The organism is Phycicoccus elongatus Lp2 (genome assembly GCF_000367525.1).
GTDB classification, from domain to species: domain Bacteria; phylum Actinomycetota; class Actinomycetes; order Actinomycetales; family Dermatophilaceae; genus Phycicoccus_A; species Phycicoccus_A elongatus.
The window spans coordinates 2,485,020-2,506,443 of sequence record NZ_HF570956.1; the positions used below are offsets into that span (position 1 = coordinate 2,485,020).

Annotated in this window: 24 protein-coding genes; 16 read left to right on the forward strand and 8 right to left on the reverse strand. The window is 69.0% G+C overall.

Going from position 1 to position 21,424, the window contains the following annotated elements; translation table 11 throughout:
* The first annotated feature begins 49 nt into the window (after positions 1-49).
* From tpiA to BN10_RS11955, 3 genes are all read left to right on the forward strand, one after another.
* Entirely contained in the window at positions 50-844 is a 795-nt protein-coding gene (gene tpiA, locus BN10_RS11945; RefSeq protein ID WP_010851507.1) for a triose-phosphate isomerase, read from the forward strand.
* Between the two features lie 70 nt (positions 845-914).
* On the forward strand, positions 915-1,157 hold the full coding sequence (gene secG, locus BN10_RS11950; protein ID WP_010851508.1) for a preprotein translocase subunit SecG: 243 nt from the start codon (positions 915-917) through the stop codon (positions 1,155-1,157).
* Positions 1,158-1,212: 55 nt separating this feature from the next.
* Complete coding sequence (locus BN10_RS11955; protein WP_010851509.1) at positions 1,213-1,563, forward strand: RNA polymerase-binding protein RbpA; 351 nt, start codon at positions 1,213-1,215, stop codon at positions 1,561-1,563.
* A 17-nt stretch (positions 1,564-1,580) separates the two neighbouring features.
* Here BN10_RS11955 and BN10_RS11960 read toward each other — a convergent pair whose 3' ends face one another.
* From BN10_RS11960 to tkt, 5 genes are read right to left on the reverse strand one after another with little or no spacing between them, the layout of a single operon-like run.
* Positions 1,581-2,072, reverse strand: a complete 492-nt coding sequence (locus tag BN10_RS11960; RefSeq protein WP_010851510.1) for a DUF3806 domain-containing protein — start codon at positions 2,070-2,072, stop codon at positions 1,581-1,583.
* A 5-nt stretch (positions 2,073-2,077) separates the two neighbouring features.
* The gene (gene opcA / locus BN10_RS11965) at positions 2,078-3,010 is read right to left on the reverse strand and encodes a glucose-6-phosphate dehydrogenase assembly protein OpcA (RefSeq protein WP_010851511.1); all 933 of its coding nucleotides are present in this window, start codon (positions 3,008-3,010) and stop codon (positions 2,078-2,080) included.
* Positions 3,007-4,551, reverse strand: a complete 1,545-nt coding sequence (gene zwf / locus BN10_RS11970; protein ID WP_010851512.1) for a glucose-6-phosphate dehydrogenase — start codon at positions 4,549-4,551, stop codon at positions 3,007-3,009. Before zwf ends, opcA begins: the two co-directional genes overlap by 4 nt.
* Positions 4,548-5,660, reverse strand: coding sequence for a transaldolase (gene tal / locus BN10_RS11975; RefSeq protein ID WP_010851513.1), 1,113 nt, complete (start codon positions 5,658-5,660; stop codon positions 4,548-4,550). The genes zwf and tal overlap by 4 nt, the downstream gene beginning before the upstream one ends.
* 2 nt (positions 5,661-5,662) lie before the next feature.
* Positions 5,663-7,912, reverse strand: a complete 2,250-nt coding sequence (gene tkt, locus BN10_RS11980) for a transketolase (RefSeq protein WP_010851514.1) — start codon at positions 7,910-7,912, stop codon at positions 5,663-5,665.
* A gap of 169 nt (positions 7,913-8,081) precedes the next feature.
* Between tkt and BN10_RS11985 the strand changes: the two genes are divergently transcribed.
* The gene (locus tag BN10_RS11985) at positions 8,082-9,023 is read left to right on the forward strand and encodes a heme o synthase (RefSeq protein ID WP_010851515.1); all 942 of its coding nucleotides are present in this window, start codon (positions 8,082-8,084) and stop codon (positions 9,021-9,023) included.
* A gap of 20 nt (positions 9,024-9,043) precedes the next feature.
* Here BN10_RS11985 and BN10_RS11990 read toward each other — a convergent pair whose 3' ends face one another.
* Positions 9,044-9,988, reverse strand: coding sequence for a COX15/CtaA family protein (locus BN10_RS11990; RefSeq protein ID WP_084311204.1), 945 nt, complete (start codon positions 9,986-9,988; stop codon positions 9,044-9,046).
* 259 nt (positions 9,989-10,247) lie between these two features.
* On the opposite strand from BN10_RS11990, the gene BN10_RS11995 reads away from it, so the two are divergent.
* Complete coding sequence (locus BN10_RS11995) at positions 10,248-11,027, forward strand: polysaccharide deacetylase family protein (RefSeq protein ID WP_198014126.1); 780 nt, start codon at positions 10,248-10,250, stop codon at positions 11,025-11,027.
* Here the strand turns inward: BN10_RS11995 and BN10_RS12000 are convergent, their stop codons facing one another.
* Positions 11,028-11,804 (reverse strand): ABC transporter permease, encoded by a 777-nt coding sequence (locus BN10_RS12000; RefSeq protein WP_010851518.1) that lies wholly within the window; start codon positions 11,802-11,804, stop codon positions 11,028-11,030.
* Positions 11,801-12,505 carry an ABC transporter ATP-binding protein gene (locus tag BN10_RS12005; RefSeq protein WP_010851519.1) on the reverse strand — a complete coding sequence of 235 codons (705 nt, stop codon included), beginning with the start codon at positions 12,503-12,505 and terminating at the stop codon, positions 11,801-11,803. The genes BN10_RS12000 and BN10_RS12005 overlap by 4 nt, the downstream gene beginning before the upstream one ends.
* A gap of 82 nt (positions 12,506-12,587) precedes the next feature.
* Between BN10_RS12005 and BN10_RS12010 the strand changes: the two genes are divergently transcribed.
* From BN10_RS12010 to BN10_RS12060, 11 genes are read left to right on the forward strand one after another with little or no spacing between them, the layout of a single operon-like run.
* On the forward strand, positions 12,588-13,247 hold the full coding sequence (locus BN10_RS12010; protein ID WP_010851520.1) for a phosphatidylserine decarboxylase: 660 nt from the start codon (positions 12,588-12,590) through the stop codon (positions 13,245-13,247).
* Positions 13,244-14,224 carry a CDP-diacylglycerol--serine O-phosphatidyltransferase gene (gene pssA / locus BN10_RS12015; RefSeq protein WP_010851521.1) on the forward strand — a complete coding sequence of 327 codons (981 nt, stop codon included), beginning with the start codon at positions 13,244-13,246 and terminating at the stop codon, positions 14,222-14,224. Before BN10_RS12010 ends, pssA begins: the two co-directional genes overlap by 4 nt.
* A 48-nt stretch (positions 14,225-14,272) precedes the next feature.
* The gene (locus BN10_RS12020) at positions 14,273-14,998 is read left to right on the forward strand and encodes a helix-turn-helix transcriptional regulator (RefSeq protein WP_010851522.1); all 726 of its coding nucleotides are present in this window, start codon (positions 14,273-14,275) and stop codon (positions 14,996-14,998) included.
* Positions 14,995-16,428, forward strand: coding sequence for a Fe-S cluster assembly protein SufB (gene sufB / locus BN10_RS12025; RefSeq protein WP_010851523.1), 1,434 nt, complete (start codon positions 14,995-14,997; stop codon positions 16,426-16,428). The genes BN10_RS12020 and sufB overlap by 4 nt, the downstream gene beginning before the upstream one ends.
* 1 nt (position 16,429) lies before the next feature.
* The gene (gene sufD / locus BN10_RS12030; RefSeq protein WP_010851524.1) at positions 16,430-17,650 is read left to right on the forward strand and encodes a Fe-S cluster assembly protein SufD; all 1,221 of its coding nucleotides are present in this window, start codon (positions 16,430-16,432) and stop codon (positions 17,648-17,650) included.
* Positions 17,647-17,994, forward strand: a complete 348-nt coding sequence (locus BN10_RS12035) for a non-heme iron oxygenase ferredoxin subunit (protein WP_010851525.1) — start codon at positions 17,647-17,649, stop codon at positions 17,992-17,994. The genes sufD and BN10_RS12035 overlap by 4 nt, the downstream gene beginning before the upstream one ends.
* Before the next feature lie 3 nt (positions 17,995-17,997).
* Positions 17,998-18,753, forward strand: a complete 756-nt coding sequence (gene sufC / locus BN10_RS12040; RefSeq protein ID WP_010851526.1) for a Fe-S cluster assembly ATPase SufC — start codon at positions 17,998-18,000, stop codon at positions 18,751-18,753.
* Positions 18,754-18,761: 8 nt separating this feature from the next.
* Complete coding sequence (locus BN10_RS12045) at positions 18,762-20,102, forward strand: SufS family cysteine desulfurase (RefSeq protein WP_010851527.1); 1,341 nt, start codon at positions 18,762-18,764, stop codon at positions 20,100-20,102.
* Positions 20,102-20,560 carry a Fe-S cluster assembly sulfur transfer protein SufU gene (gene sufU, locus BN10_RS12050; RefSeq protein WP_010851528.1) on the forward strand — a complete coding sequence of 153 codons (459 nt, stop codon included), beginning with the start codon at positions 20,102-20,104 and terminating at the stop codon, positions 20,558-20,560. The genes BN10_RS12045 and sufU overlap by 1 nt, the downstream gene beginning before the upstream one ends.
* Positions 20,557-20,886, forward strand: coding sequence for a metal-sulfur cluster assembly factor (locus BN10_RS12055; RefSeq protein ID WP_010851529.1), 330 nt, complete (start codon positions 20,557-20,559; stop codon positions 20,884-20,886). Before sufU ends, BN10_RS12055 begins: the two co-directional genes overlap by 4 nt.
* Before the next feature lie 8 nt (positions 20,887-20,894).
* On the forward strand, positions 20,895-21,422 hold the full coding sequence (locus BN10_RS12060) for an acVLRF1 family peptidyl-tRNA hydrolase (protein WP_010851530.1): 528 nt from the start codon (positions 20,895-20,897) through the stop codon (positions 21,420-21,422).
* The last annotated feature ends 2 nt before the right edge of the window (positions 21,423-21,424 follow it).

The following is a 21,424-nucleotide window of genomic DNA, read 5'->3' on the forward strand; positions in this document are numbered from 1 at the left end:
CGGCATACCAACCACCTTGCCGGACGCAACGAGAGAAAGGTGACGCCTGATGGCGACCCGCACCCCGCTCATGGCGGGCAACTGGAAGATGAACCTGGACCACCTGCAGGCAACCCATCTGGTGCAGAAGCTCGATTGGAGCCTGCGCGACGGCAAACACGACCACGGGGCCGTCGAGGTTGCCGTCCTGCCCCCCTTCACCGACATCCGCAGCGTCCAGACCCTGATCGACGGTGACCGGCTGCCGCTCAAGTACGGCGCTCAGGACCTGTCCGTCCACGACTCCGGCGCCTACACCGGCGAGATCTCGGGGGCCTTCCTGGCCAAGCTCGGCTGCACCTATGTCGCGGTCGGCCACAGTGAACGCCGTGAGTACCACAACGAGACCGACGCGGTCGTGAACGCCAAGATCAAGGCGGCCTACACGCACGGACTCACGCCGATCTTCTGCTGCGGAGAGGGCCTGGAGATCCGGCAGGCGGGCGAGCAGGTGGCGCACGTCCTGGGCCAGATCGAGGCCGGCCTCGACGGGCTGCCCGCCGAGCAGGCCGCCTCGATCGTCATCGCCTATGAGCCGATCTGGGCCATCGGTACCGGTGAGGTTGCCACGCCCGAGGACGCCCAGGAGGTCTGCGCAGCGATCCGTACCAAGGTTGCCGAGCTCTACAGCGGAGACCTCGCCGACGGCATCCGCATTCTCTACGGCGGCTCGGTCAAGTCCGGCAACGTCGCGGCCATCATGGCCAAGGAGGACGTCGACGGGGCACTTGTTGGTGGCGCCTCCTTGGATGCCGAGGAGTTCACCGCGATCTGCCGCTTCCGCGACCACCTGCAGACGTCCTGACGGCTGCTCGGGTTATCCTGATCGCCGCGACCTCGGTCGCGACCGTTCGATACTTCTGATTGGTGATCCCGTGAACGCCGTCCGCATCGGCCTACAGGTCCTCCTCGTCCTCGGAGGCCTCTTCCTGACCATGCTCATCCTCCTGCACAAGGGCAAGGGTGGCGGTCTGTCGGACATGTTCGGTGGAGGCATGTCCAGTTCGCTGGGTGGCTCCTCGGTTGCCGAGCGCAACCTCGACCGAATCACCATCTCGGTGGCTGTCGTGTGGTTCACCTGCATTGTCGGGCTCGGGATCCTCGACCGATTCGCCTGAGCCAACCCGTCCCGCACCGCCGCGGGACCGTCTGCTGTGAAGGAGCGCCGCTGTCATGGCTGGTGGGAACGCAATCCGGGGAAGCCGTGTCGGCGCCGGGCCGATGGGCGAGGCCGAGCGGGGCGAGACGGCACCACGCGTCTTTGTGACCTTCTACTGTGCCAACGGGCACCAGACCCGTCCGAGCTTCGCGCGGGAAGAGGGCGTCGTGGTCCCCGAAGAGTGGGACTGCCCACGCTGCGGCTTCCCGGCGGGCACCGATCAGGACAATCCGCCGGCTCCGCCGCGTGTCGAGCCCTACAAGACGCACCTTGCCTATGTGAAGGAGCGTCGCTCGGACACCGACGGCGCCGCGATCCTCGAGGAGTCCCTTCAGGCGCTGCGTGACCGCGGCCTGATCACCTGATCTGCCGACCGATCAGCTCAGCGCGACGCGGCCACGCGGGCGAGGTGCCGCACCACGCCCTCGACCCAACCGGTCTCCCGACGCATCCACCGCGCCGCGACGAGATTGCTCGGCACCACTGTCGTCGTGCCACGGCGGGACTCCAGGCCCACATCGCTCCCGAAGGGGTCGGTGATGAAGGCCCAGCGAAAGCCGCCATGCCGAGCCAGGTGCTCACCCAGCGCGGTGGCCACGGCATCGAGGTCGGCGCGGCTCACCGTGTCATCCGGCAGGCTGCGCAGCCGATCAAGGGTGTGGCCGATCGACGCGATGTCCTCGGGGTCGGCGCCAAGGGTGATCGCTTGTCGTAGGCGCTCCTCGACCTGCGCGTGCTGACCTGCGTCGAGAGCGGTCGTGATGATGCTCTCGACGACGGCGTCCGAGCCATCCAGATCGTCGGCAGAGGGCACCTCGGTCGACTCCGCGGCGTGGTCGCCCGCCCCGCTGGGTTTCTTCCGGAACCAACCCATGATCGTCAGCTCCGTGCAGTTCCCACGCCGGCCAGACCCACGGTGAGGGCCTCCTGGTAGACATCGTCCGGGTCAAGGCGCCGCAGTTCTTCGGCCAGGCACTCGGCATCCGAGCGGTGCGCGAGGGCGATCGTTCGGTCGGGTTGGCCGGGTGTGGACAGCGTGGCGGCGTTGCCGTTGACCGGCCGGTGGAGCTCGAGAACCCCACTCGCGCGAGTCAACTCGACCGCGATCACCCCGGAGGACTCCTTCGAGCGGCGCAGTCTCACCGGGCACTTCAGTCTTGCGTGCAGCCAGGCCGCGAGCAGATCCGCGGACGGTGAGTCCGGGGCTCCGACGACGACCGCACTCTCGACCGACTCATAGGGAGCCTGATCAAGCGCGGCCGCGAGCAGACCTCGCCAGCGCGTGATCCGGCCCCAGGCAAGATCGGTGTCGCCGGCCGCATAGGCGTCGGCGAGTCGGCGCAGAGCGGTCCGGGGGTTCTTGGCCAGATACACCGAGTCCGTGATCCGCCGCTGGGCCATCGAGCCGATCGGGTCCTTGGCTGGGGCCTTCGGGGCGTGGCGCGGCCACCACACGACGATGGGGCTGTCGGCGAGCAGCAAGGGGGTCACGATGCTGTCCGCGTGGGCGACGACTCGGCCCACCAGTCGGGCCACGACCACCTCGCTGGCGCCCGCATCGCCGCCCACCCTGATCTGGCCGTCGAGGCGGGCGCGCCCGCGGGTCTCGCCCTGCACGATGACGATGATTCGACAAGGGTGCTGGCGGCTGGCCTCGTTGGCGATCGTGATGGCCTCTTCCGCCTCCACGTCGTCCACGACGACGACGAGGGTGAGGACCCTGGACAGGGCCATGGCGCCCACCTCGGAGCGGATCTTGACCAACCGTTTGGACAACTCCGTCGTCGTGGTGTCGGGCAGATCGACGATCACGGGAACCTCCACTCGCGGCCGTCACGGCGCATCAACTTGTCGGCCTCCGCCGGGCCCCACGTGCCGGCCGGGTACTGGTCGAGGCCGCCCTTCATCCCTGCCCAATGCTTCTCGATCGGGTCCAGGATCTGCCAGGACAGCTCGACCTCCTCGTGCCGGGGAAAGAGCGGTGGGTCCCCGAGCAGGACATCGAGGATCAGACGTTCGTAGGCCTCCGGCGAGGTTTCGGTGAAGGCCCGGCCATACCCGAAGTCCATGGTCACATCGCGGACCTCCATGGTGGCGCCGGGAACCTTGGCGCCGAAGCGCAACGTCACGCCCTCGTCCGGTTGCACCCGGATGACGATGGCGTTCTGGCCGAGTTCCTCGGTCGCGGTGTCGTTGAACGGCAGGTGCGGCGCCGTCTTGAAGACCAGGGCGATTTCGGTGACCCGCTTGCCCAGCCGCTTGCCGGTGCGGAGGTAGAACGGCACCCCCGCCCACCGGGCGTTCGCGACGTCGAGGCGCACTGCGGCATACGTCTCCGTCGTGGAGCCGGCCTTGACCCCCTCCTCCTGGAGGTAGCCGACGACCTGCTCGGCGCCCTGCCAACCCTCGGCATACTGACCACGAGCGGTCGCCGACCCGAGGTCCTTGGGCAGGCGCACCGAGGAGAGGACCTTCTCCTTCTCGGCGCGCAGATGATGGGCCTCGAAGGAGACCGGCTCCTCCATCGCGGTCAGAGCGAGCAACTGCAGCAGGTGGTTCTGGATGACGTCGCGGGCCGCACCGATGCCGTCGTAATAGCCGGCGCGGCCACCGATGCCGATGTCCTCGGCCATCGTGATCTGGACGTGGTCGATGTAGTTGCGATTCCAGACCGGCTCGAACATCGAGTTGGCGAACCGCAGGGCGAGCAGGTTCTGGACCGTCTCCTTGCCCAGGTAGTGGTCGATCCGGAAGACCGAGTCGGCGGGGAAGACGCCCTCGACGATCTTGTTGAGTTCCTGGGCTGATGCCAGATCGTGCCCGAACGGCTTCTCGATGATGACGCGCCGCCAGGAGTCCGAAGGACCGCCGGCCAGGCCGGAGCGTTGCAACTGCTCGCAGACCAAGCCGAAGAATCCGGGTGGAATTGACAGGTAGAAGGCGTGGTTGCCGCCTGTGCCGCGGTGCTCGTCGAGTTCCTTGACGACCCGCGCCAGCTCGTCGAAGGCGGCATCGTCGTCGAAGCTGCCCGGGACGAACCGGAAACCCTCGGCCAGGGACTTCCACACCTCCTCGCGGAAGGGGGTGCGGGCGCCGGCCTTGACCGCGTCGTGGACGATGTCGCCGAAGTCCTGGGTCGCCCAATCCCGGCGGGCGAAACCGACGAGGGAGAACCCGGGCGGCAGCAGGCCACGGTTGGCCAGGTCGTAGATCGCCGGCATCAACTTGCGACGCGCCAGGTCGCCGGTGACCCCGAACATGACAATGCCGCAGGGCCCGGCGATCCGGGGGAGACGCTTGTCGCGTTCGTCGCGCAGCGGGTTGCGTTGCGGCGTGACTCGGGCCGGGCTCATCGGGCTCGCTCGAGGGCGGCGGTGACTCCGTCGAGGAGTTCGGCCCAGGACTTCTCGAACTTCTCGACGCCCTCACGCTCGAGTTGGTCGACGACGTCGGAGTACGAGATGCCGAGGCCTTCGAGGGCATCGAGCACGGCGGCCGCGTCGCCGTAGTGGTCGGTCACCGTGTCACCGGTGACAACCCCGTGGTCCGCGACGGCGTCGAGTGTCTTCTCGGGCATCGTGTTGACGGTGCCGGGGGCGACCAACTCCGTGACATACATCGTGTCGGGGTATGCCGGGTCCTTGACTCCCGTGGACGCCCACAAGGGCCGCTGAGGCCGGGCGCCGGCCGCTGCCAGGGTCTCCCACCGCGCCGAGGAGAAGACCTCCTCATAGGCCTGATAGGCAAGGCGCGCATTGGCGATCCCGGCCTTGCCCTTGAGGGCCTTGGCCTCCTCGGTGCCGAGGACATCGAGGCGCTTGTCGATCTCGGTGTCGACTCGCGAGACGAAGAACGAGGCCACCGAGTGAATCGTCGACAGGTCCCGACCGGCCTCCTTGGCCTGCTCGAGGCCTGTGAGGAAGGCGTTCATGACGGCGCGATACCGCTCGAGGCTGAAGATGAGGGTGACGTTGACGCTGATTCCCTCGGCGAGGGTGGCGGTGATCGCCGGCAGCCCCTCGACCGTCGCAGGGATCTTGATGAGCACGTTGGGGCGGTCCACCGCGGCGTGCAGGGCCTGGGCCTGGTCGACGGTGGCCGCGGTGTCGCGCGCGAGCCGCGGATCGACCTCGATCGAGACCCGACCGTCCACCCCGTCCGTGCGCTCGTAGAGAGGGGTGAAGAGGTCGCAGGCGGCCCGGACGTCGTCGGTGGTCATCGCGAAGACGGCGTCGTCGACGCCGGAATCCGCCGCCGCGAGGTCGGCGACCTGCGCGGCATACGCCTCACCATCGGCCAGTGCCGCCTGGAAGATGGAGGGATTGGTCGTGACGCCGACGACGCCCTTGGTCTCGATGAGATCGGCGAGATTGCCGGATTCCAGCCGCTCCCGGGAGAGGTCGTCGAGCCAGATCGAGACGCCGGCGTCGGCCAGGTCGGTGAGTGCCTTGTTCGTCGTCATGGTCACTTTCCCCTCGAGGTCTTGGCAGCGAGCCGGTGTGTCGCCTTCGCGGCCGGCTTGTCGGTGCGAGCGCTGTCGGGCGTGACTGCCGGGATCACGTCGGCGTCCGCCGCAGCCTTGAGCGACCGCTTCGCTGCGGCCACGACCTTGTCGGCCGTGAAGCCGAACTCGCGGAACAAGGTCGCGGCGTCGGCTGACGCACCGTAGTGGTCGATGCCGATGACCTCGCCGGCGTCCCCGACGAGCTCGCGCCACCCGGTCGGCACTCCCGCCTCGACAGCCACCCGCGCGCGCACCGCCTTGGGCAACACCTTCTCGCGGTAGGCCGCGGACTGCTCCGCGAACCACTCGACACAGGGCATCGACACCACGCGCGTGCCGATGCCGGCCTTCTCGAGGGTGGTTCGGGCCTCGACGGCGAGCTGCACCTCGGAGCCCGTGGCGACGAGGATCACCTGCGGGGTCGCGGTGCTGGACTCGAGCAGGACGTAACCGCCTTTGGCGACGCCCGAGGCCGGTGCGGCCGCGCCCTTGCCACGCTCGACCACGGGGAGCGCCTGCCGCGAGAGGGCGAGGCCGGCCGGGGCAGCCCGCTCGAGAATGGCCAGCCAGGCGGCCGCGGTCTCGTTGGCGTCGGCCGGGCGGACGACCGAGAAGCCGGGGATGAGCCGCAGGCTGGCCAGGTGCTCGATCGGCTGGTGCGTGGGTCCGTCCTCCCCGAGCCCGATCGAGTCGTGGGTCCAGACGAAGGTGACCGGGAGCTGCTGGATGCAGGCCAGGCGGACGGCAGCCCGCATGTAGTCGGAGAAGACGAGGAAGGTGCCGCCGTAGGGCCGCGTCAGGCCCTCCAGAGCGATGCCGTTGAGGATCAGGCCCATCGCGAACTCGCGGATGCCGAAGTGGAGGGTGCGGCCGTAGGGGCCGCCCTTCCACTCGTGGGTCTGCTTGGACCTCGGGATGAAGGACGGCTCGCCCTCCATCGTCGTGTTGTTGGACTCGGCGAGGTCGGCCGACCCGCCCCACAGCTCAGGCATGACCGGAGCCATGGCGCCGAGGACCTTGCCGGAGGCGGCCCGCGTCGCGATGCCCTTGGCGTCGGCCGGGAAGGTGGGCAGGGCCTTGGCCAGCCCCGCGGGCAATTCGCCCTTGACGAGCCGGTCGAGCAGGGCCGCGCCGTCCGCGTTGGCCTTGCGCCAGGTCTTGTAGGCCTTGTCCCACTCGCGATGGGCCGCCTTGCCGCGGACCTTGACCTTGCGAGCGTGCGCCAGCACTGGGGCGTCGACCTCGAAGGTCTTGGCCGGGTCGAAGCCCAGCAACTGCTTCATGCCCTGGATCTCGGGATCGCCGAGGGCGGAGCCGTGGGACTTGCCCGTGCCCTTCTTGGTCGGGGCCGGCCACGCGATGACGGTGTGGAGGCGAATGAGGGTGGGGCGCTTGGCCTTCCGGCTCTTGGTGAGTGCGTTGTAGAGGGCGTCGACGTCCTCGGTGTAGTCGGGGGTGCCGGCCGGGTCGTTGCTCTTGCGCCAGTCGACGTCGACGACATCCCAGCCGTATGCCGCGTAGCGCGCGGCGACGTCCTCGCTGAAGGAGATGTCGGTGTCGTCCTCGATCGAGATCTGGTTGGCGTCGTAGACGACGGTCAGGTTACCGAGTTCCTGGTGACCGGCCAACGATGACGCCTCGCCGGAGACGCCCTCCATGAGGTCTCCGTCGGAGGCGATGACCCAGATGTGGTGGTCGAAGGGGCTCTCACCGGGCTTGGCGTCGGGATCCAGCAGGCCGCGCTGGCGCCGCTGCGCCATCGCCATGCCCACCGCGGAGGCCAGGCCGGACCCCAGCGGCCCGGTCGTGATCTCGACACCCGTCGTGTGGTGCACCTCCGGGTGACCCGGCGTCTGCGACCCCCAAGTGCGCAGAGCCTTGAGGTCGGCGAGCTGCAGGCCGTAGCCGGAGAGGAAGAGCTGGATGTACTGGGTCAGGCTGGAGTGCCCGCAGGACAGCACGAACCGGTCACGACCCAGCCAGGTCGGATCGCTCGGGTCGTGGCGCATGACGTTCTGGTAGAGCAGGTAGGCGACTGGAGCGAGGCTGATCGCCGTGCCCGGGTGGCCGTTGCCGACCTTCTGCACGCTGTCGGCGGCCAGGATGCGCACCGTGTCGACCGCACGGACGTCGAGGTCGGTCCACTGGGCCTTGCGCGCCAGCGGGCGCTTGAGGCTGGGGGAGCGCTTGGCAGAGGCGGCAGCAGCCACGTCAGGGCCTTTCTGTTCGACGTGAACGGCGCGCGCTGTCGGCGCCGGGTGGGGTGCACGATCGGATCCAGCCTAGTCACTCGGGTCGAGCACTCGGGCGGTGACCACGCGCGGCTTCACGGTCGGTAGACTCGCTGGGACCACCACTCGTCGTGAGAAGGCATCCTTCGTGTCCGCTGTTGCCCCGTCCGCGCCCGCGCAGACCTCTCCGGGTGGCTGGCGACGACAGGTGGCGAACTACGTCGCCCTGACCAAACCACGGATCATCGAGCTACTGCTCGTGACGACCGTTCCGGTCATGTTCCTCGCGCACCGCGGCGTGCCGGACCTCTGGTTGGTGGCTGCAACTGTCATCGGTGGCTACCTGTCGGCGGGTGCTGCGAACACCTTCAACATGGTCTACGACCGCGACATCGACGCCCTCATGCACCGGACCGAGAAGCGGCCGATCGTCACCGGCGAGGTCTCCGTGCGGGCCGGGATGGTCTTCGGTGTGTTGCTCACGGTCGTGTCGACGGTGTGGTTCGCGTGGTTGGTGAACTGGCCGTCCGCGGTCCTCTCCGTCGCCGCGATCGCCATGTATGCCGTGGGCTACACGATGCTCCTCAAGCGGCGGACCTCGCAGAACATCGTCTGGGGTGGCGCCGCCGGGTGCATGCCAGTCCTCATCGGTTGGTCGGCGGTGACGGGCACGGTCGGGTGGCCGGCGATCATCCTCTTCCTCGTCATCTTCTTCTGGACGCCGCCGCACTACTGGCCCCTGTCGATGGCCTTCAAGGACGACTACGCCAACGCACACGTCCCGATGCTGCCCGTGGAACGCGGCGCGGCCACCGTCGCTCGCCAGATCGTCGCCTACTCGTGGGCCATGGTGGCGACATCGCTCGCCCTTGTCCCGGTTGCCGGCATGGGGTGGATCTACCTCGTGACCGCCCTGCTCAGCGGTGGCGTCTTCATCACCGAGGGCCACCGCCTGCTGCGCCTGGCCAAGGCCGGCGCGGCCTCGAAGGTGCTCAAGCCGATGCGGCTCTTCCACTTCTCGATCACCTATGTGACCTTGCTCTTCCTCGCGGTTGCGATCGACCCGATCCTGCACCTCGCCATCGGCTGACCGAGCCCCCTTTCGCGCCGTCAGGCGTGGCGCGTGCGAAGCGCGACCATCGCTCGCGTCAGGGTGACGACGAGGAGGGCGGCCAGCAGCATGTGCCCGAGCACGAGCAGCCAAGGCAGGTCAGTGAGGTACTGCGCGTAGCCGACCACTCCTTGGGCCACGGTGACGAGGAGCACCGCATGCCAGGCGCCGGCTGCGCGGTTGTCGTCGGACCCGGTGAGGCGAACCGCAACCCACGTGGCCACGACCAGACCGACGAAGAGCATCACCGCGTCGGCATGCAGCCAGGAGATGGTGCGCGGGTCCAAGCCGAAGCGCGCCGGGGTGTCGGCATCCCCTGAGTGCGGTCCCGAGCCGGTCACCACCGTGCCGAGGGTGAGCACGATGGCCGCGACGAGGCAGGTCACGGTGCCGAGTTGTCGGACGAGCGAGGGGACCAGCGATCGTGCAGCCACGTCCGGCTCGTGACGGGTCAGGTGGAGGCGGGTGGCGATCGCGACCAATCCGGCAGACACGAGGAAGTGCGTGGCGACGGTCACCGGGTGCAATCCGGCCAGGACGGTCAGGCCGCCCAGCAGGGCCTGCAGGACGATGCCGCCGAGCACGAGCAGACTGTCGCGCTTGAGGTGTCGTCGAGGCGCGACCTGCCAGACGGCGATCACGGCGAGCAGAGCCGCCACCCCCAGGACGCCCGTGAGCGTGCGGTTCCCGAATTCGATGAACTTGTGGATGCCCTGCTCCTGGTGCGGGACCGGGACGTAACTCCCCGGCACGCACTGTGGCCAAGTCGGGCAACCCAAGCCGCTCCCGGTGAGTCGGACCAGCCCACCGCTGACGATGATGAGGACCTGCAGCATCGCGTTGACCCACAGGATCCGGTCGAACCACCGCGCGAGCAGTCCCTGGACCGGACCGGCGGGACCAGTGGGGGTGGCGTCGACGCGGGTGACCTGGCTGGACGGCATACTCACACCTGCAGGGTACGAGCCGCCCGCGGGTGGTCCACCCGCGGGGGCGGTCAGCAGAGAGGGTGACGTGGGCAGGCAGGAGGTCTCGCGTCGAGCCGCGGTGCTCGGAGCGCTGGGCGTGGTCGGGGCGGCCGCCGGATGTGCGGACACGGCCCCAACAGCCACGCCCACGTCGTCATCCACCCCTTTCGGGTCCTCGACGCCGACCCCCACCCCGAGTGCCACGCCGACACCGGCACCCACTCCGACACCGTCCGTGACCGACACCCCTGAGCCGGCACCCTCGACGGCGCCGTCGGGACCGATGTCGCCGCCATGGGCGGCGGCACCCATCCCCACCCGGGCCGCGACCGTGGCCGCCTTCTCCGGGCGGCGGCCCGGGCAGTGGGGCCTGGATGTCGAGGGGGTGACCTCCCGGCTCGAGCAGGCACTGGGGGTTGCGTTGACCTTCGATGCCTGCGGCGGAGGCAACGGTGGCGACGGCTACGACGCCGCCCTCATCGACCTTCTCCGCGCGCGGCAGGTGCCCGCCACGCTTTTCCTCAACCGCCGGTGGATCGTCGCCAACCCGGCCCTCGCCGCTGAACTTGCGGCCGACCCGCTCTTCGAGCTCGAGAGCCACGGCGTGCGGCATGTGCCGCTCTCGGTGACCGGCAGCGAGGCCTATGGAATCGCCGGGACCGCGTCGGTGGGGGAGGCCTACGACGAGGTCGTGGCCGCCAACGACTGGTTCGCTGCGACGCTCGGGCGGACCCCGTGGTTCTTCCGGTCGGGCACCGCGCACTACGACGAGGTGGCGGTGGCGATCAGCAGGTCCGTCGGCCAGGCAGTCGCCGGCTTCTCGGTCAACGCCGACGCCGGTGCCACCTACACGGCGACACAAGTGGCCGGCGAGCTCGCCCGCGTGCGGCCGGGCGACATCGTGATCTCCCACATGAACCGCCCAGGTCGCGGCACGAGCGGGGGGTATGCCGCGGCGCTGCCGACGTTGCTCGACCGCGGCGTGCGTTTCGTGCGCCTGCGCGACGGGTTCTGACTAGGGGGCCCACCGGAACAAGCGACCGGCCAGGGCCCAGCACGCCGCCGACCAGGCGAGCAGAACCCCCAGGGCACCCCATGACCAGGTGCCATGCGCCAGGGCGCCGCGCATGGCCTCACCGAGGGCACCCGAGAGGAGTGCACTCGCCAGGGGTTCGGCCCACGTGGGCAGGGTGGTGACCGGGAGCAGCAGACCGAGCCCGAGGAAGAGGACCCACGCAAGGTTGGCCAGGGCCAGGACGGCTTCGGCCCGCAGGGTGCCGGCGATGAGCAGACCCAGACCGAGGAAGGCCGTTGTCCCCAGCACGCCAGCGACGAGCGCGGCGGGAATTCCCACGAGCTGGGGGCGCCAGCCCAGGGCAAGCGCCAGCCCGCCGAGGAGCAGGACCTGCACGAGCAGGACCGCGCCGACGGCGATCAGTTTGCCCATGAGCAGTCCGGAGCGCCCAAGGGGGCTGACGCCGTACATGCGCAGCACGCCGTACCTGCGGTCGAAGGCCGTGCTGATCGCCTGACCCGTGAAGGCCGTCGACGCGACGGCCAGGGCCAGCACCCCCGGTGCTGTCACATCGATCCGGTGCACGTCGCCGAGCGCCGGATAGGGACTCAGGGTGAGACCGACCAGGGCCATCGCCGGCAGCACCACGGACACGAGCAACTGCTCGCCATTGCGCAGCAGGGTCAGGGTCTCGAAGCGTCCCTGCGCGAATAGCCGCGCCGGACGGGCGGCAGCGCGCGGCCGAGCCGTCGATTCGGGCGCGGCGGAGGGGGTCATCGTAGGTCTCCGGTCAGCGCGAAGTAGCGGTCCTCGAGGCTCTCCCCATTTCGCACGTCGTCGACCGTGCCGGTGGCCAGGACCCGACCGCGACCCATCACCACGACGTCGTCGGCCACCCGCTCGGTCTCCTCGAAGGAGTGGGTCGTGACGACGACGCAGGCCCCTCGCTCGGCCTCCTCACGCATCAGCTCCCACACCTCGCGCCGAGCGTGCGGATCCAGCCCGGCTGTCGGCTCGTCGAGGAAGACGACATCCGGGCAGCCCACGAGAGCTGCTGCGAGGCCCACGCGTTGGCGCTGCCCGCCGGACAGCCGGCGCAGGGGAGTGCCGGCGAAGGAGTCGATCCCCAAGCGGCGGGTGAGGGCCTCGACATCTCGCGGCGCGGCATACAAGGCGGCGAGGTGACAGAGCAGGGCGAGGGGTTTGGCAGTGTTGGGGAGTCCGCCGTCCTGGAACATCACACCGACCCGCGCTCGATGATCGGGTCCCGCCCGCCAGGGGTCCGCCCCCAACACCCGTGCCGTGCCGCCGTCGGGTCGCTGCAAGCCCTCGAGACACTCGATCGTCGTCGACTTGCCGGCGCCGTTGGGGCCGAGGACCGTCGTGACCCGACCGGCCTCGGCCTGCCAGCTGGCCCCGGCGACGGCGACGACCTGGCCGAAAGTGCGCACGAGGTCGGTGATCTCGACGGCGGCCATGGCCCCGATCCTAGGCAGCCCGATGGTCGCAGCCGACAGGCGCCACCCAATAGGGTCAGGGGCAACGACGGGAAGGACCACCATGCTCTCCATCGACCGCGAAGCCGGACCGGCCACCGCGATCGCTGCCATTCCCGCGGCGCTGGCGCTGGCCGCACGACGCCCCGGGCTCGCCACCGTGCTCGCCGCCCTGCCGGCCGGAGTGGCGCTCTTCTTCCGCGACCCCGAGCGGACCCCTGACCACGCGGCGGTGCCGGCCGACGAGGTGCGCTCCCCGGCCGACGGCAAGGTCATGTATGCCGGCCCGGGCCAACCCGACGTCGCCCCCGAGGGCGAGTGGAACCAGGTCTCGATCTTCCTTTCCGCCTTCGACGTCCACATGAATCGGGCGCCCTTCGGTGGGCGCGTGACCGAGGTGGAGTTCCGGCCGGGGAAGTGGCTGGCGGCCTACAAGCACGAGAGTGCCTACCTCAACGAGCGCAGTGACATCACGGTCGAGCAGGAGGTCGACGGTGAGGTGCGACGCGTGCACTTCCGCCAGATCGTGGGCCTGATGGCGCGTCGTGTCGTCACCCGCGTCCAGGTGGGCGATGTGCTGCACACGGGGCAGCGCATCGGTCTGATGAAGTTCGGGTCGCGGATGGATGTCTTCGTGCCACCGCACGTGCCCCTGTCGGTCCGCAAGGGGGATCGGGTCGTCGCCGGCGAGACCGTCCTGGCCCGATGGCCGGGGATGCCATGAGTGACGACCAGTCCTCGCGCTGGCGTCGGCCGAGTGGTCGCCGCCCCTTCGACCGCTGGCGTCTGGTCGCCCCCTCAGGGGTGGAGGTGGTCTCGCTGCGCCAGTTGCGGCCCAAGGAGCGGCTGCGTCTGGTCTCCCCGAGCATCTTCACGACGCTCAACATGTTCTCCGGGCTCTCGTGCGTCCTGCTGGCCTTCCGGGGCCACTACCGCGAGGCGGCTGTCCTCATCGCTGTCTCGATCCTCATGGACATCGCCGACGGCTTCGTCGCCCGCAAGGTCGGAGCCACCTCGCCCTTCGGCATCCAGCTGGACTCGCTGGCCGACCTCATCTCCTTCGGGATCGCCCCCGCGGTGCTCATCCACACGTGGGCCCTGCCGACCTGGCCGTTCCTGGCCTGGGTTGCGGCCTGCCTGTGGCTGGCGTGTGCGGCCTTCCGATTGGCCCGCTTCAACGTGACGACGGATCCGACGGCGGACAAGCGCTATTTCATCGGCCTGCCCAGCCCGGGCGCCGCGGCCGTCGTGATGGCCACGATCTTCGCCCTGGACACCCCTGAAATCGGCCCGGATCCGGCCAAGTTCGCGCTTCCGGTGGCGATCTCGGCGATCCCGGCGGTACTCATGGTGACCACCATTCGCTTCCGGTCCTTCCGCCACCTGTTGCAGCCCCGGACCCGCCACGCACGACTGGTCTCGCTCGGGGTGCTTGCAGCCGTCCTCATCGGCCTGGTCGTCGCGCCCGGCCTCACCGGCCTCGCCATTGCCTACGGCTATGTGCTCCAGGCTCCGTTGGGTGTGCTCACCGCGCCGCTGCGTCGGCGCCTGTGGGGACCGGAGTCCATCGCTCCACCGCGCACCCGGCTCCGCTCGGTCTTCCTCGGCGTCATCGATGACGACGGGCTCGACGATCCGGTGGGTGAGGAGTGTCACGGAGCCGACGCGCCGGCCCCGCGGCATACCGCTGGGGCGGAGTAAGGCACACCTGAGTTGGACTTGGTTTGACCACATACCTAACATGGATGTGTGGATATTCGCGCAACGGCCTCGACGGGCAACCGCCCGGTGGAGTCCAGCACGCGCGAGCGCGTCCTGCGCGACATCTCCACCCTCGGCCCGATCACGACCTCGACGCTCGTCGAGCGGCTCGGCCTGACCGAGACCGCGGTGCGTCGACACGTCGAGAACCTCCACGCCGAGGGACTCATCGAGGGTCGTGACCAGGTCGGCCAGCGCGGCCGCGGCCGCCCCGCCCGCGCCTGGGTGCTGAGCGCCCAAGGGCATGCCCACCTTCGCTCCGACTACGACCATCTGGCCGAAGGCGCGATCCGCTTCCTCGCCACCCACGCCGGCCGCGGCGCCGTGCGTTCGTTCGCCGACGAGCGGGCGCGCGGGCTCGCCCAGCGCTGTCAAGAGCAGATGCCGGACGCGAACGCCCCCGTCGCCGAGCGCACCGCGGCTCTCGTGACCGCCCTCCAGCGCGAGGGGTATGCCGCGAGCGCGCGACCCGTCGCCGTCCCCGGTGCCGCGGCGCTCACCGGCATCCAACTGTGCCAGGGCCACTGCCCGGTGCAGCACGTCGCGGCCGAGTTCCCCGAGTTCTGTGACGCCGAGACGGAGGCCTTCTCCGAGCTGCTCGGCGTCCACGTCCAGCGACTGGCCACCCTCGCGCAGGGTGACCACGTCTGCACCACCTTCGTTCCGGGAGCCGCCGCTCCCGGGGCCACCACCGAGGAGAGGTCGCAATCATGACGACGACCAACGAGCCCACGATCGAGGACCTGAACCCCGGTCTGAAGGGGCTGGGCACCTACGAATACGGCTGGGCCGACAGCGACACCGCTGGCGCCACGGCCAAGCGCGGCCTCAACGAGGCCGTCGTCGAGGACATCTCGGGGCGCAAGAGTGAGCCCGCGTGGATGCGCGAGCTCCGGCTGAAGTCGTTGCGGCTCTTCGACAAGAAGCCGATGCCGACGTGGGGCAGTGACCTGTCCGGGATCGACTTCCAGAACATCAAGTACTTCGTGAAGTCGACCGAGAAGCAGGCGACCTCGTGGGACGAGCTCCCCGAGGACATCAAGAACACGTACGACCGGCTCGGCATCCCCGAGGCCGAGAAGCAGCGCCTGGTCGCCGGCGTGGCCGCGCAGTACGAATCCGAGGTCGTCTACCACCAGATCCGTGAGGACCTGGAGGAGAAGGGCGTCATCTTCGTCGACACCGACACCGGACTGCGGGAGTACGAAGACCTCTTCCGTGAGCACTTCGCGACCGTGATCCCCGCCGGAGACAACAAGTTCGCGGCGCTCAACACCGCGGTCTGGTCCGGTGGGTCCTTCATCTACGTCCCGCCGGGTGTCCACGTCGACATCCCGTTGCAGGCCTACTTCCGGATCAACACCGAGAACATGGGCCAGTTCGAGCGGACGCTGATCATCGCCGACGAGGGCTCCTATGTGCACTACGTCGAGGGGTGCACTGCGCCGATCTACAAGTCGGACTCGCTGCACAGCGCCGTCGTGGAGATCATCGTCAAGAAGAACGCCCGAGTGCGCTACACGACGATCCAGAACTGGTCCAACAACGTCTACAACCTCGTCACCAAGCGCGCGACCTGCGCCGAGGGCGCGACGATGGAGTGGATCGACGGCAACATCGGCTCCAAGGTGACGATGAAGTACCCCGCCGTCTTCCTCCTCGGCGAGCACGCCAAGGGCGAGACCCTGTCCATCGCCTTCGCCGGCGAGGGCCAGCACCAGGACGCCGGCTCCAAGATGGTCCACGCCGCCCCCAACACGAGCAGCTCGATCGTCTCCAAGTCGGTCGCACGCGGCGGCGGCCGCACGTCCTACCGAGGCCTGGTGCAGATCAACGAGGGTGCCCACGGGTCGAAGTCCTCGGTCGTCTGCGATGCCCTGCTCGTCGACAACATCAGCCGCTCCGACACCTACCCCTATGTCGACATCCGCGAGGACGACGTGCAGATGGGTCACGAGGCGACCGTCTCGAAGGTCTCCGAGGACCAGATGTTCTACCTCATGTCCCGAGGCATGACCGAGGAGGAGGCGATGGCGATGATCGTGCGCGGCTTCGTCGAGCCGATCGCCAAGGAACTCCCGATGGAGTACGCCCTCGAACTCAACCGCCTCATCGAACTTCAGATGGAAGGAGCCGTAGGCTGACATGCCGCTGCTCACCACGTCCGACGTCGGGACCGACGTTCACCCCGGCCTGAAGGGCCCCACGGATCCCACTGCCGGAGCCCACACCCACTCGGCCGCGACGATGGTCCCCGACCAGTCGCGCGCCGAGCGGACCCAGTCGTATGCCGTGGCTGACTTCCCCGTGCCGCACGGGCGCGAGGAGGACTGGCGTTTCACGCCGGTCGCCGAGTTGGCCGCGCTGTTCGCTGACGAGTCCACCGGCAACTGCCTCGACTGGGCCGAGCAACTGCCGCAGGGCGTCACGCTGACGAGCATGTCGGTCCAGGAGTGGCAGGCCACCGGGGCACCCAGGCCCGCTGACCGAGCTGCCGTCGTGGCCGCGGCCAACAGTGGGGGAGTCGCCGTCCTCGACGTCCCCGCCGAGGCCGAGCTCACCGAGCCGGTGCGCATCAACCTGACCGGCGACGACCAGGGTGTTGTCCATGGGCACCTCCTCGTGCGCGTCGGTCGACACGCTCGCGCCACGATCGTGGTCGGCCACAGCGGAACGTCGACCTACTCCGAGATGCTCACCCTCGATGTCGCTGACGGCGCCCAGGTGACCTTCGTGAGCCTGCAGGAGTGGGCGGACGATGCGATCCACCTGGGCCAGCACGATGTCATCGTCGGTCGCGATGCGTCGGTGCGCCACATCGCGGTGACCCTCGGCGGCCACCTCGTCCGGCTCAACACCAACGCGAGCTATCGAGCCCCGGGCGGCTCCTTCGAGGCGCTCGGCGTCTACTTCGCCGACGCAGGCCAGCATCTCGAGCACCGGCTCTTCGTCGACCATGGTGTGCCGCACTGCCGCAGCAATGTCGAGTACAAGGGCGCCCTCCAGGGGGAGACCGCGCACACGGTGTGGGTCGGGGACGTCCTCATCCGGGCTGCCGCCGAGGGCACCGACACCTACGAGCTCAACCGCAACCTCATCCTCACCGAAGGTGCTCGCGCCGACTCGGTGCCCAACCTCGAGATCGAGACCGGCCAGATCGAGGGTGCCGGACACGCGTCTGCGACAGGGCGATTCGACGACCAGCAACTCTTCTACCTGATGGCACGTGGGATCCCCGAGGACCAAGCACGTCGTCTCGTCGTTCGTGGCTTCTTCGCCTCGGTCGTGGCCCGGATCGGGGTCCCCGAGGTCCAGGAGCGCCTCATGGCCGCCATCGACCTCGAGCTCGAGCAGGCCTCCGTATGAGCGCCCAACCCAACCCCGCGGCATACGGGGAGAGGGTGTTGGTCTGCCGGCTCGACGAACTCCCCGAGGTGGGGTCGGCGGCCGCCGACGTCAACGGTCGCCTCGTCGCGCTCGTGCGCACCGACGACGGCGTCGTGCACTGCATCGACGACACCTGCACCCACGCCAACGTCTCGCTCGCCGAGGGCGAACTCGACGGCTGCACCCTCGAGTGCTGGCTCCACGGGTCCCGCTTCGACCTGCTCACCGGTGACCCCTCGGGGCCCCCAGCGACCGTCCCGGTCGCCGTCCACCACGTCACGATCGAGGGTGACGACGTCTACGTCGCCCTGAAGGAGAACTGAGCCATGTCCACCCTGACCATCACCGATCTCCACGTCACGGTCGAGACCGACCAGGGCACCAAGGAGATCCTGCGCGGGGTCAACCTCACGATCAACTCCGGTGAGGTGCACGCGATCATGGGCCCCAACGGTTCCGGCAAGTCAACCCTCGCCTATGCGATTGCCGGCCACCCGAAGTACACCGTCACCTCGGGCACCGTCACCCTCGATGGCGAGGACGTCCTCGCGATGAGCGTCGACGAGCGCGCGCGGGCCGGGATCTTCCTGGGCATGCAGTACCCCGTCGAGGTCCCCGGTGTCTCGGTGTCCAACTTTCTGCGAACCGCCAAGACGGCGATCGAGGGCGAGGCCCCCAAGCTGCGCACCTGGGTGAAGGACGTCAAGGACGCCATGGCCGGTCTGCGGATGGACCCGGAGTTCGCCAACCGCAATGTCAACGAGGGCTTCTCCGGTGGCGAGAAGAAGCGCCACGAGATCCTCCAGATGGAGCTCCTCAAGCCGAAGTTCGCGGTTCTCGACGAGACCGACTCCGGCCTCGACGTCGATGCGCTTCGGATCGTCTCCGAGGGTGTCAACCGGGCCAAGGCGAGCACCGACGTGGGCATCCTCCTGATCACCCACTACACGCGGATCCTGCGGTACATCACCCCCGACTTCGTCCACGTCTTCGTCGACGGCCGGATCGCCGAGGAAGGTGGCCCCGAGCTCGCGGACCGTCTCGAGGCCGAGGGCTACGACCGCTTCCTGACGAACGCCTGAGGTTCCGTATGCCGTCCGCTCCCTTCAGCGAGGAGGAGGTCGCCGCGATCCGGGCCGACTTCCCGATCCTGGCGCGCACCGTGCGTGACGACCGGCCGTTGGTCTACCTCGACTCGGGCGCGACCTCGCAGAAGCCGCGCCAGGTGCTCGACGCCGAGCGGGACTGGTACGAACGTCTCAACGCCGCACCTCACCGTGGCGCCCACGCGCTCTCCGAGGAGGGCACCGAGGCCTACGAGGCCGCGCGGGCGACGATTGCTGCCTTCATCGGCGCACGGTCCGACGAGGTCGTCTTCACCAAGAACGCCACCGAGGCGATCAACTTGGTCGCCTATGCCTTCTCCAACGCCTCCCAGAAACCCACCAATAGTGAGCTTTCTGTCGACCAGCCGCGACAAGAACTCACCAATAGTGAGCTTTCTGTCGACCGGTTCGTTCTCGGTCCGGGCGACGAGGTCGTCGTCACCGAGATGGAGCACCACGCCAACCTCATCCCGTGGCAGGAACTCTGCCGCCGCACCGGGGCAACGCTGAGGTGGCTCGACGTGACCGAGGACGGTCGCCTCGACCTGTCCCACCTCCACGACATCGTGAACGAGCGCACCAAGGTGCTCGCCTTCGCTCACCAGTCCAACGTGCTGGGCACGATCAACCCGGTGGACCAGCTCGTGAGCCGGGCCAGAGAGGTCGGGGCGCTCACCGTCCTCGACGCCTGCCAGTCAGTGCCGCACATGGGTGTCGACGTCCACGCCCTCGGTGTCGACTTCGCCGCCTTCTCCGGGCACAAGATGCTCGGCCCGATGGGCATCGGTGTCCTGTGGGGTCGGGCCGAGTTGCTCGATGCGATGCCCGTCTTCCTCACCGGCGGCTCGATGATCGAGACCGTCACGATGGAGGGCGCGACCTACGCCCCGGTTCCGCAGAAGTTCGAGGCCGGGGTGCCCAATGCGGCCCAGGCCATCGGGCTCGCCGCAGCCTGCGACTACCTCACCGACCTGGGAATGGATCGGGTCGCGGCCCACGAGCACGCCCTTGCCGAGCGGCTGCTGACCGCCCTGGCGACGCGTCCGTGGGTCCGGGTCGTCGGCCCGACCGACCTCACCGACCGTGGGGGAGCGGTGTCCTTCGTCGTCGACGGCGTTCATGCCCACGACGTCGGGCAGGTTCTGGACGCTGCCGGTGTTGCAGTGCGCGTGGGACATCACTGCGCGTGGCCGCTGCACCGGACGATGAAGGCGGCGGCGACGACGCGAGCGAGCTTCGCGGCATACAACACCGCGAGCGAGGTCGACGCGCTCGTGGCTGCCCTGGACACCGTGCCGCAGGTCTTCGGACTCGAGGTGGCGTGATGGACCTCTACCAGCAGCTGATCCTCGACCACAGCAAGCGCCCGGTGAATGCCGGTCTGCGCGAGCCGTTCCAGGCCGAGGTGCACCACGTCAACCCCACATGTGGTGACGAGATCACTCTGCGCGTCCACGTTGACGGCGACGTCATCGACGACGTGTCCTACGACAGCCAGGGGTGCTCGATCAGTGTCGCCTCGGCCTCCATCCTGGCCGAGGAGGTCACCGGCCACGACCTCGGCGAGGTGCGCGAGACCTTCGCCGCCATGAAATCCATGCTCACCTCCAAGGGTGAGGATCCCGGCGACGAGGAGGTCATCGGCGACGGCGTCGCCCTGGCCGGCGTCGCGAAGTACCCCGCGCGCGTCAAGTGCGCCCTGCTCTCCTGGATGGCACTCTCCGATGCGCTGGCGCGCAGCGGCCACCAGATCGACACCGACCCCGATGGAGGGACCCGATGAGCGACATCGACACCAAGCCGACGAACGTCGCCGACGTCGAGGAGGCCATGCGCGACGTGGTCGACCCCGAGCTCGGCATCAACGTCGTCGATCTCGGCCTCGTCTACGGCATCACCGTCGATCCGCAGAATCACGCGGTCATCGACATGACCCTCACCTCGGCGGCCTGCCCGCTCACCGACGTCATCGAGGACCAGACCGCCCAGTCTCTCGAGGGGCTCGTCGAGTCCTTCCGGATCAACTGGGTCTGGATGCCGCCGTGGGGCCCGGACAAGATCACCGACGACGGCCGCGAGCAGTTGCGCGCGCTCGGCTTCAACATCTGAGATCGGCTGTGGCGCAGCGGATCGTCGAGGTCGCGCCCGAGCGCCTCGACGGTTGGCTGGAGCGTTTCGAGGCCAACAACCCCGGGGGTGAGCCCCAACGCGTGGTGAACCTGGAGCGCTTCGACCACTCACCGCTCGCGGTGCTCCTCCTCCGTCGAGGTGGGTATGCCGTCGCGCTGGCCGCCGAGGACGGCCTCCTGGCGCACAAGGTCGGCTCGCGCCACGTCCAGTCCCGCACGGCCGCCGGTGGCTGGTCGCAGCAACGCTTCGCCCGGCGTCGGGGCAACCAGGCCGATGCGCTCGTCGGGGCGGTGCAGGACCATTTCGTGCGGATCCTCGACGGGCAGCCGGCACCGATGGCACTGCTCGTGGGCGGCGACAAGGCACTGGCCGCCGAGGTCCTGGCCGACCCACGGCTGGTGCACCTGACCACGTTGCCCAGCCGCGCGGCATACGACATCGGGGACCCGAAGCGGTCCGTGCTGGACGAAACCCTCCGGCGCAGCCGGAGGGTTCGCGTCACGATCGAGGAGTAGGC

Coding starts and splice junctions, on each gene's coding strand:
- tpiA (WP_010851507.1), top strand. CDS start 50: ATGGCGACCCGCACCCCGCTCATGGCGGGCAACTGGAAGATGAACCTG.
- BN10_RS11955 (WP_010851509.1), top strand. CDS start 1,213: ATGGCTGGTGGGAACGCAATCCGGGGAAGCCGTGTCGGCGCCGGGCCG.
- BN10_RS11960 (WP_010851510.1), bottom strand. CDS start 2,072: ATGGGTTGGTTCCGGAAGAAACCCAGCGGGGCGGGCGACCACGCCGCG.
- zwf (WP_010851512.1), bottom strand. CDS start 4,551: ATGAGCCCGGCCCGAGTCACGCCGCAACGCAACCCGCTGCGCGACGAA.
- tal (WP_010851513.1), bottom strand. CDS start 5,660: ATGACGACGAACAAGGCACTCACCGACCTGGCCGACGCCGGCGTCTCG.
- BN10_RS11990 (WP_084311204.1), bottom strand. CDS start 9,988: ATGCCGTCCAGCCAGGTCACCCGCGTCGACGCCACCCCCACTGGTCCC.
- BN10_RS12000 (WP_010851518.1), bottom strand. CDS start 11,804: ATGACCCCCTCCGCCGCGCCCGAATCGACGGCTCGGCCGCGCGCTGCC.
- BN10_RS12005 (WP_010851519.1), bottom strand. CDS start 12,505: ATGGCCGCCGTCGAGATCACCGACCTCGTGCGCACTTTCGGCCAGGTC.
- BN10_RS12010 (WP_010851520.1), top strand. CDS start 12,588: ATGCTCTCCATCGACCGCGAAGCCGGACCGGCCACCGCGATCGCTGCC.
- pssA (WP_010851521.1), top strand. CDS start 13,244: ATGAGTGACGACCAGTCCTCGCGCTGGCGTCGGCCGAGTGGTCGCCGC.
- sufB (WP_010851523.1), top strand. CDS start 14,995: ATGACGACGACCAACGAGCCCACGATCGAGGACCTGAACCCCGGTCTG.
- sufD (WP_010851524.1), top strand. CDS start 16,430: ATGCCGCTGCTCACCACGTCCGACGTCGGGACCGACGTTCACCCCGGC.
- BN10_RS12035 (WP_010851525.1), top strand. CDS start 17,647: ATGAGCGCCCAACCCAACCCCGCGGCATACGGGGAGAGGGTGTTGGTC.
- sufC (WP_010851526.1), top strand. CDS start 17,998: ATGTCCACCCTGACCATCACCGATCTCCACGTCACGGTCGAGACCGAC.
- BN10_RS12045 (WP_010851527.1), top strand. CDS start 18,762: ATGCCGTCCGCTCCCTTCAGCGAGGAGGAGGTCGCCGCGATCCGGGCC.
- sufU (WP_010851528.1), top strand. CDS start 20,102: ATGGACCTCTACCAGCAGCTGATCCTCGACCACAGCAAGCGCCCGGTG.
- BN10_RS12055 (WP_010851529.1), top strand. CDS start 20,557: ATGAGCGACATCGACACCAAGCCGACGAACGTCGCCGACGTCGAGGAG.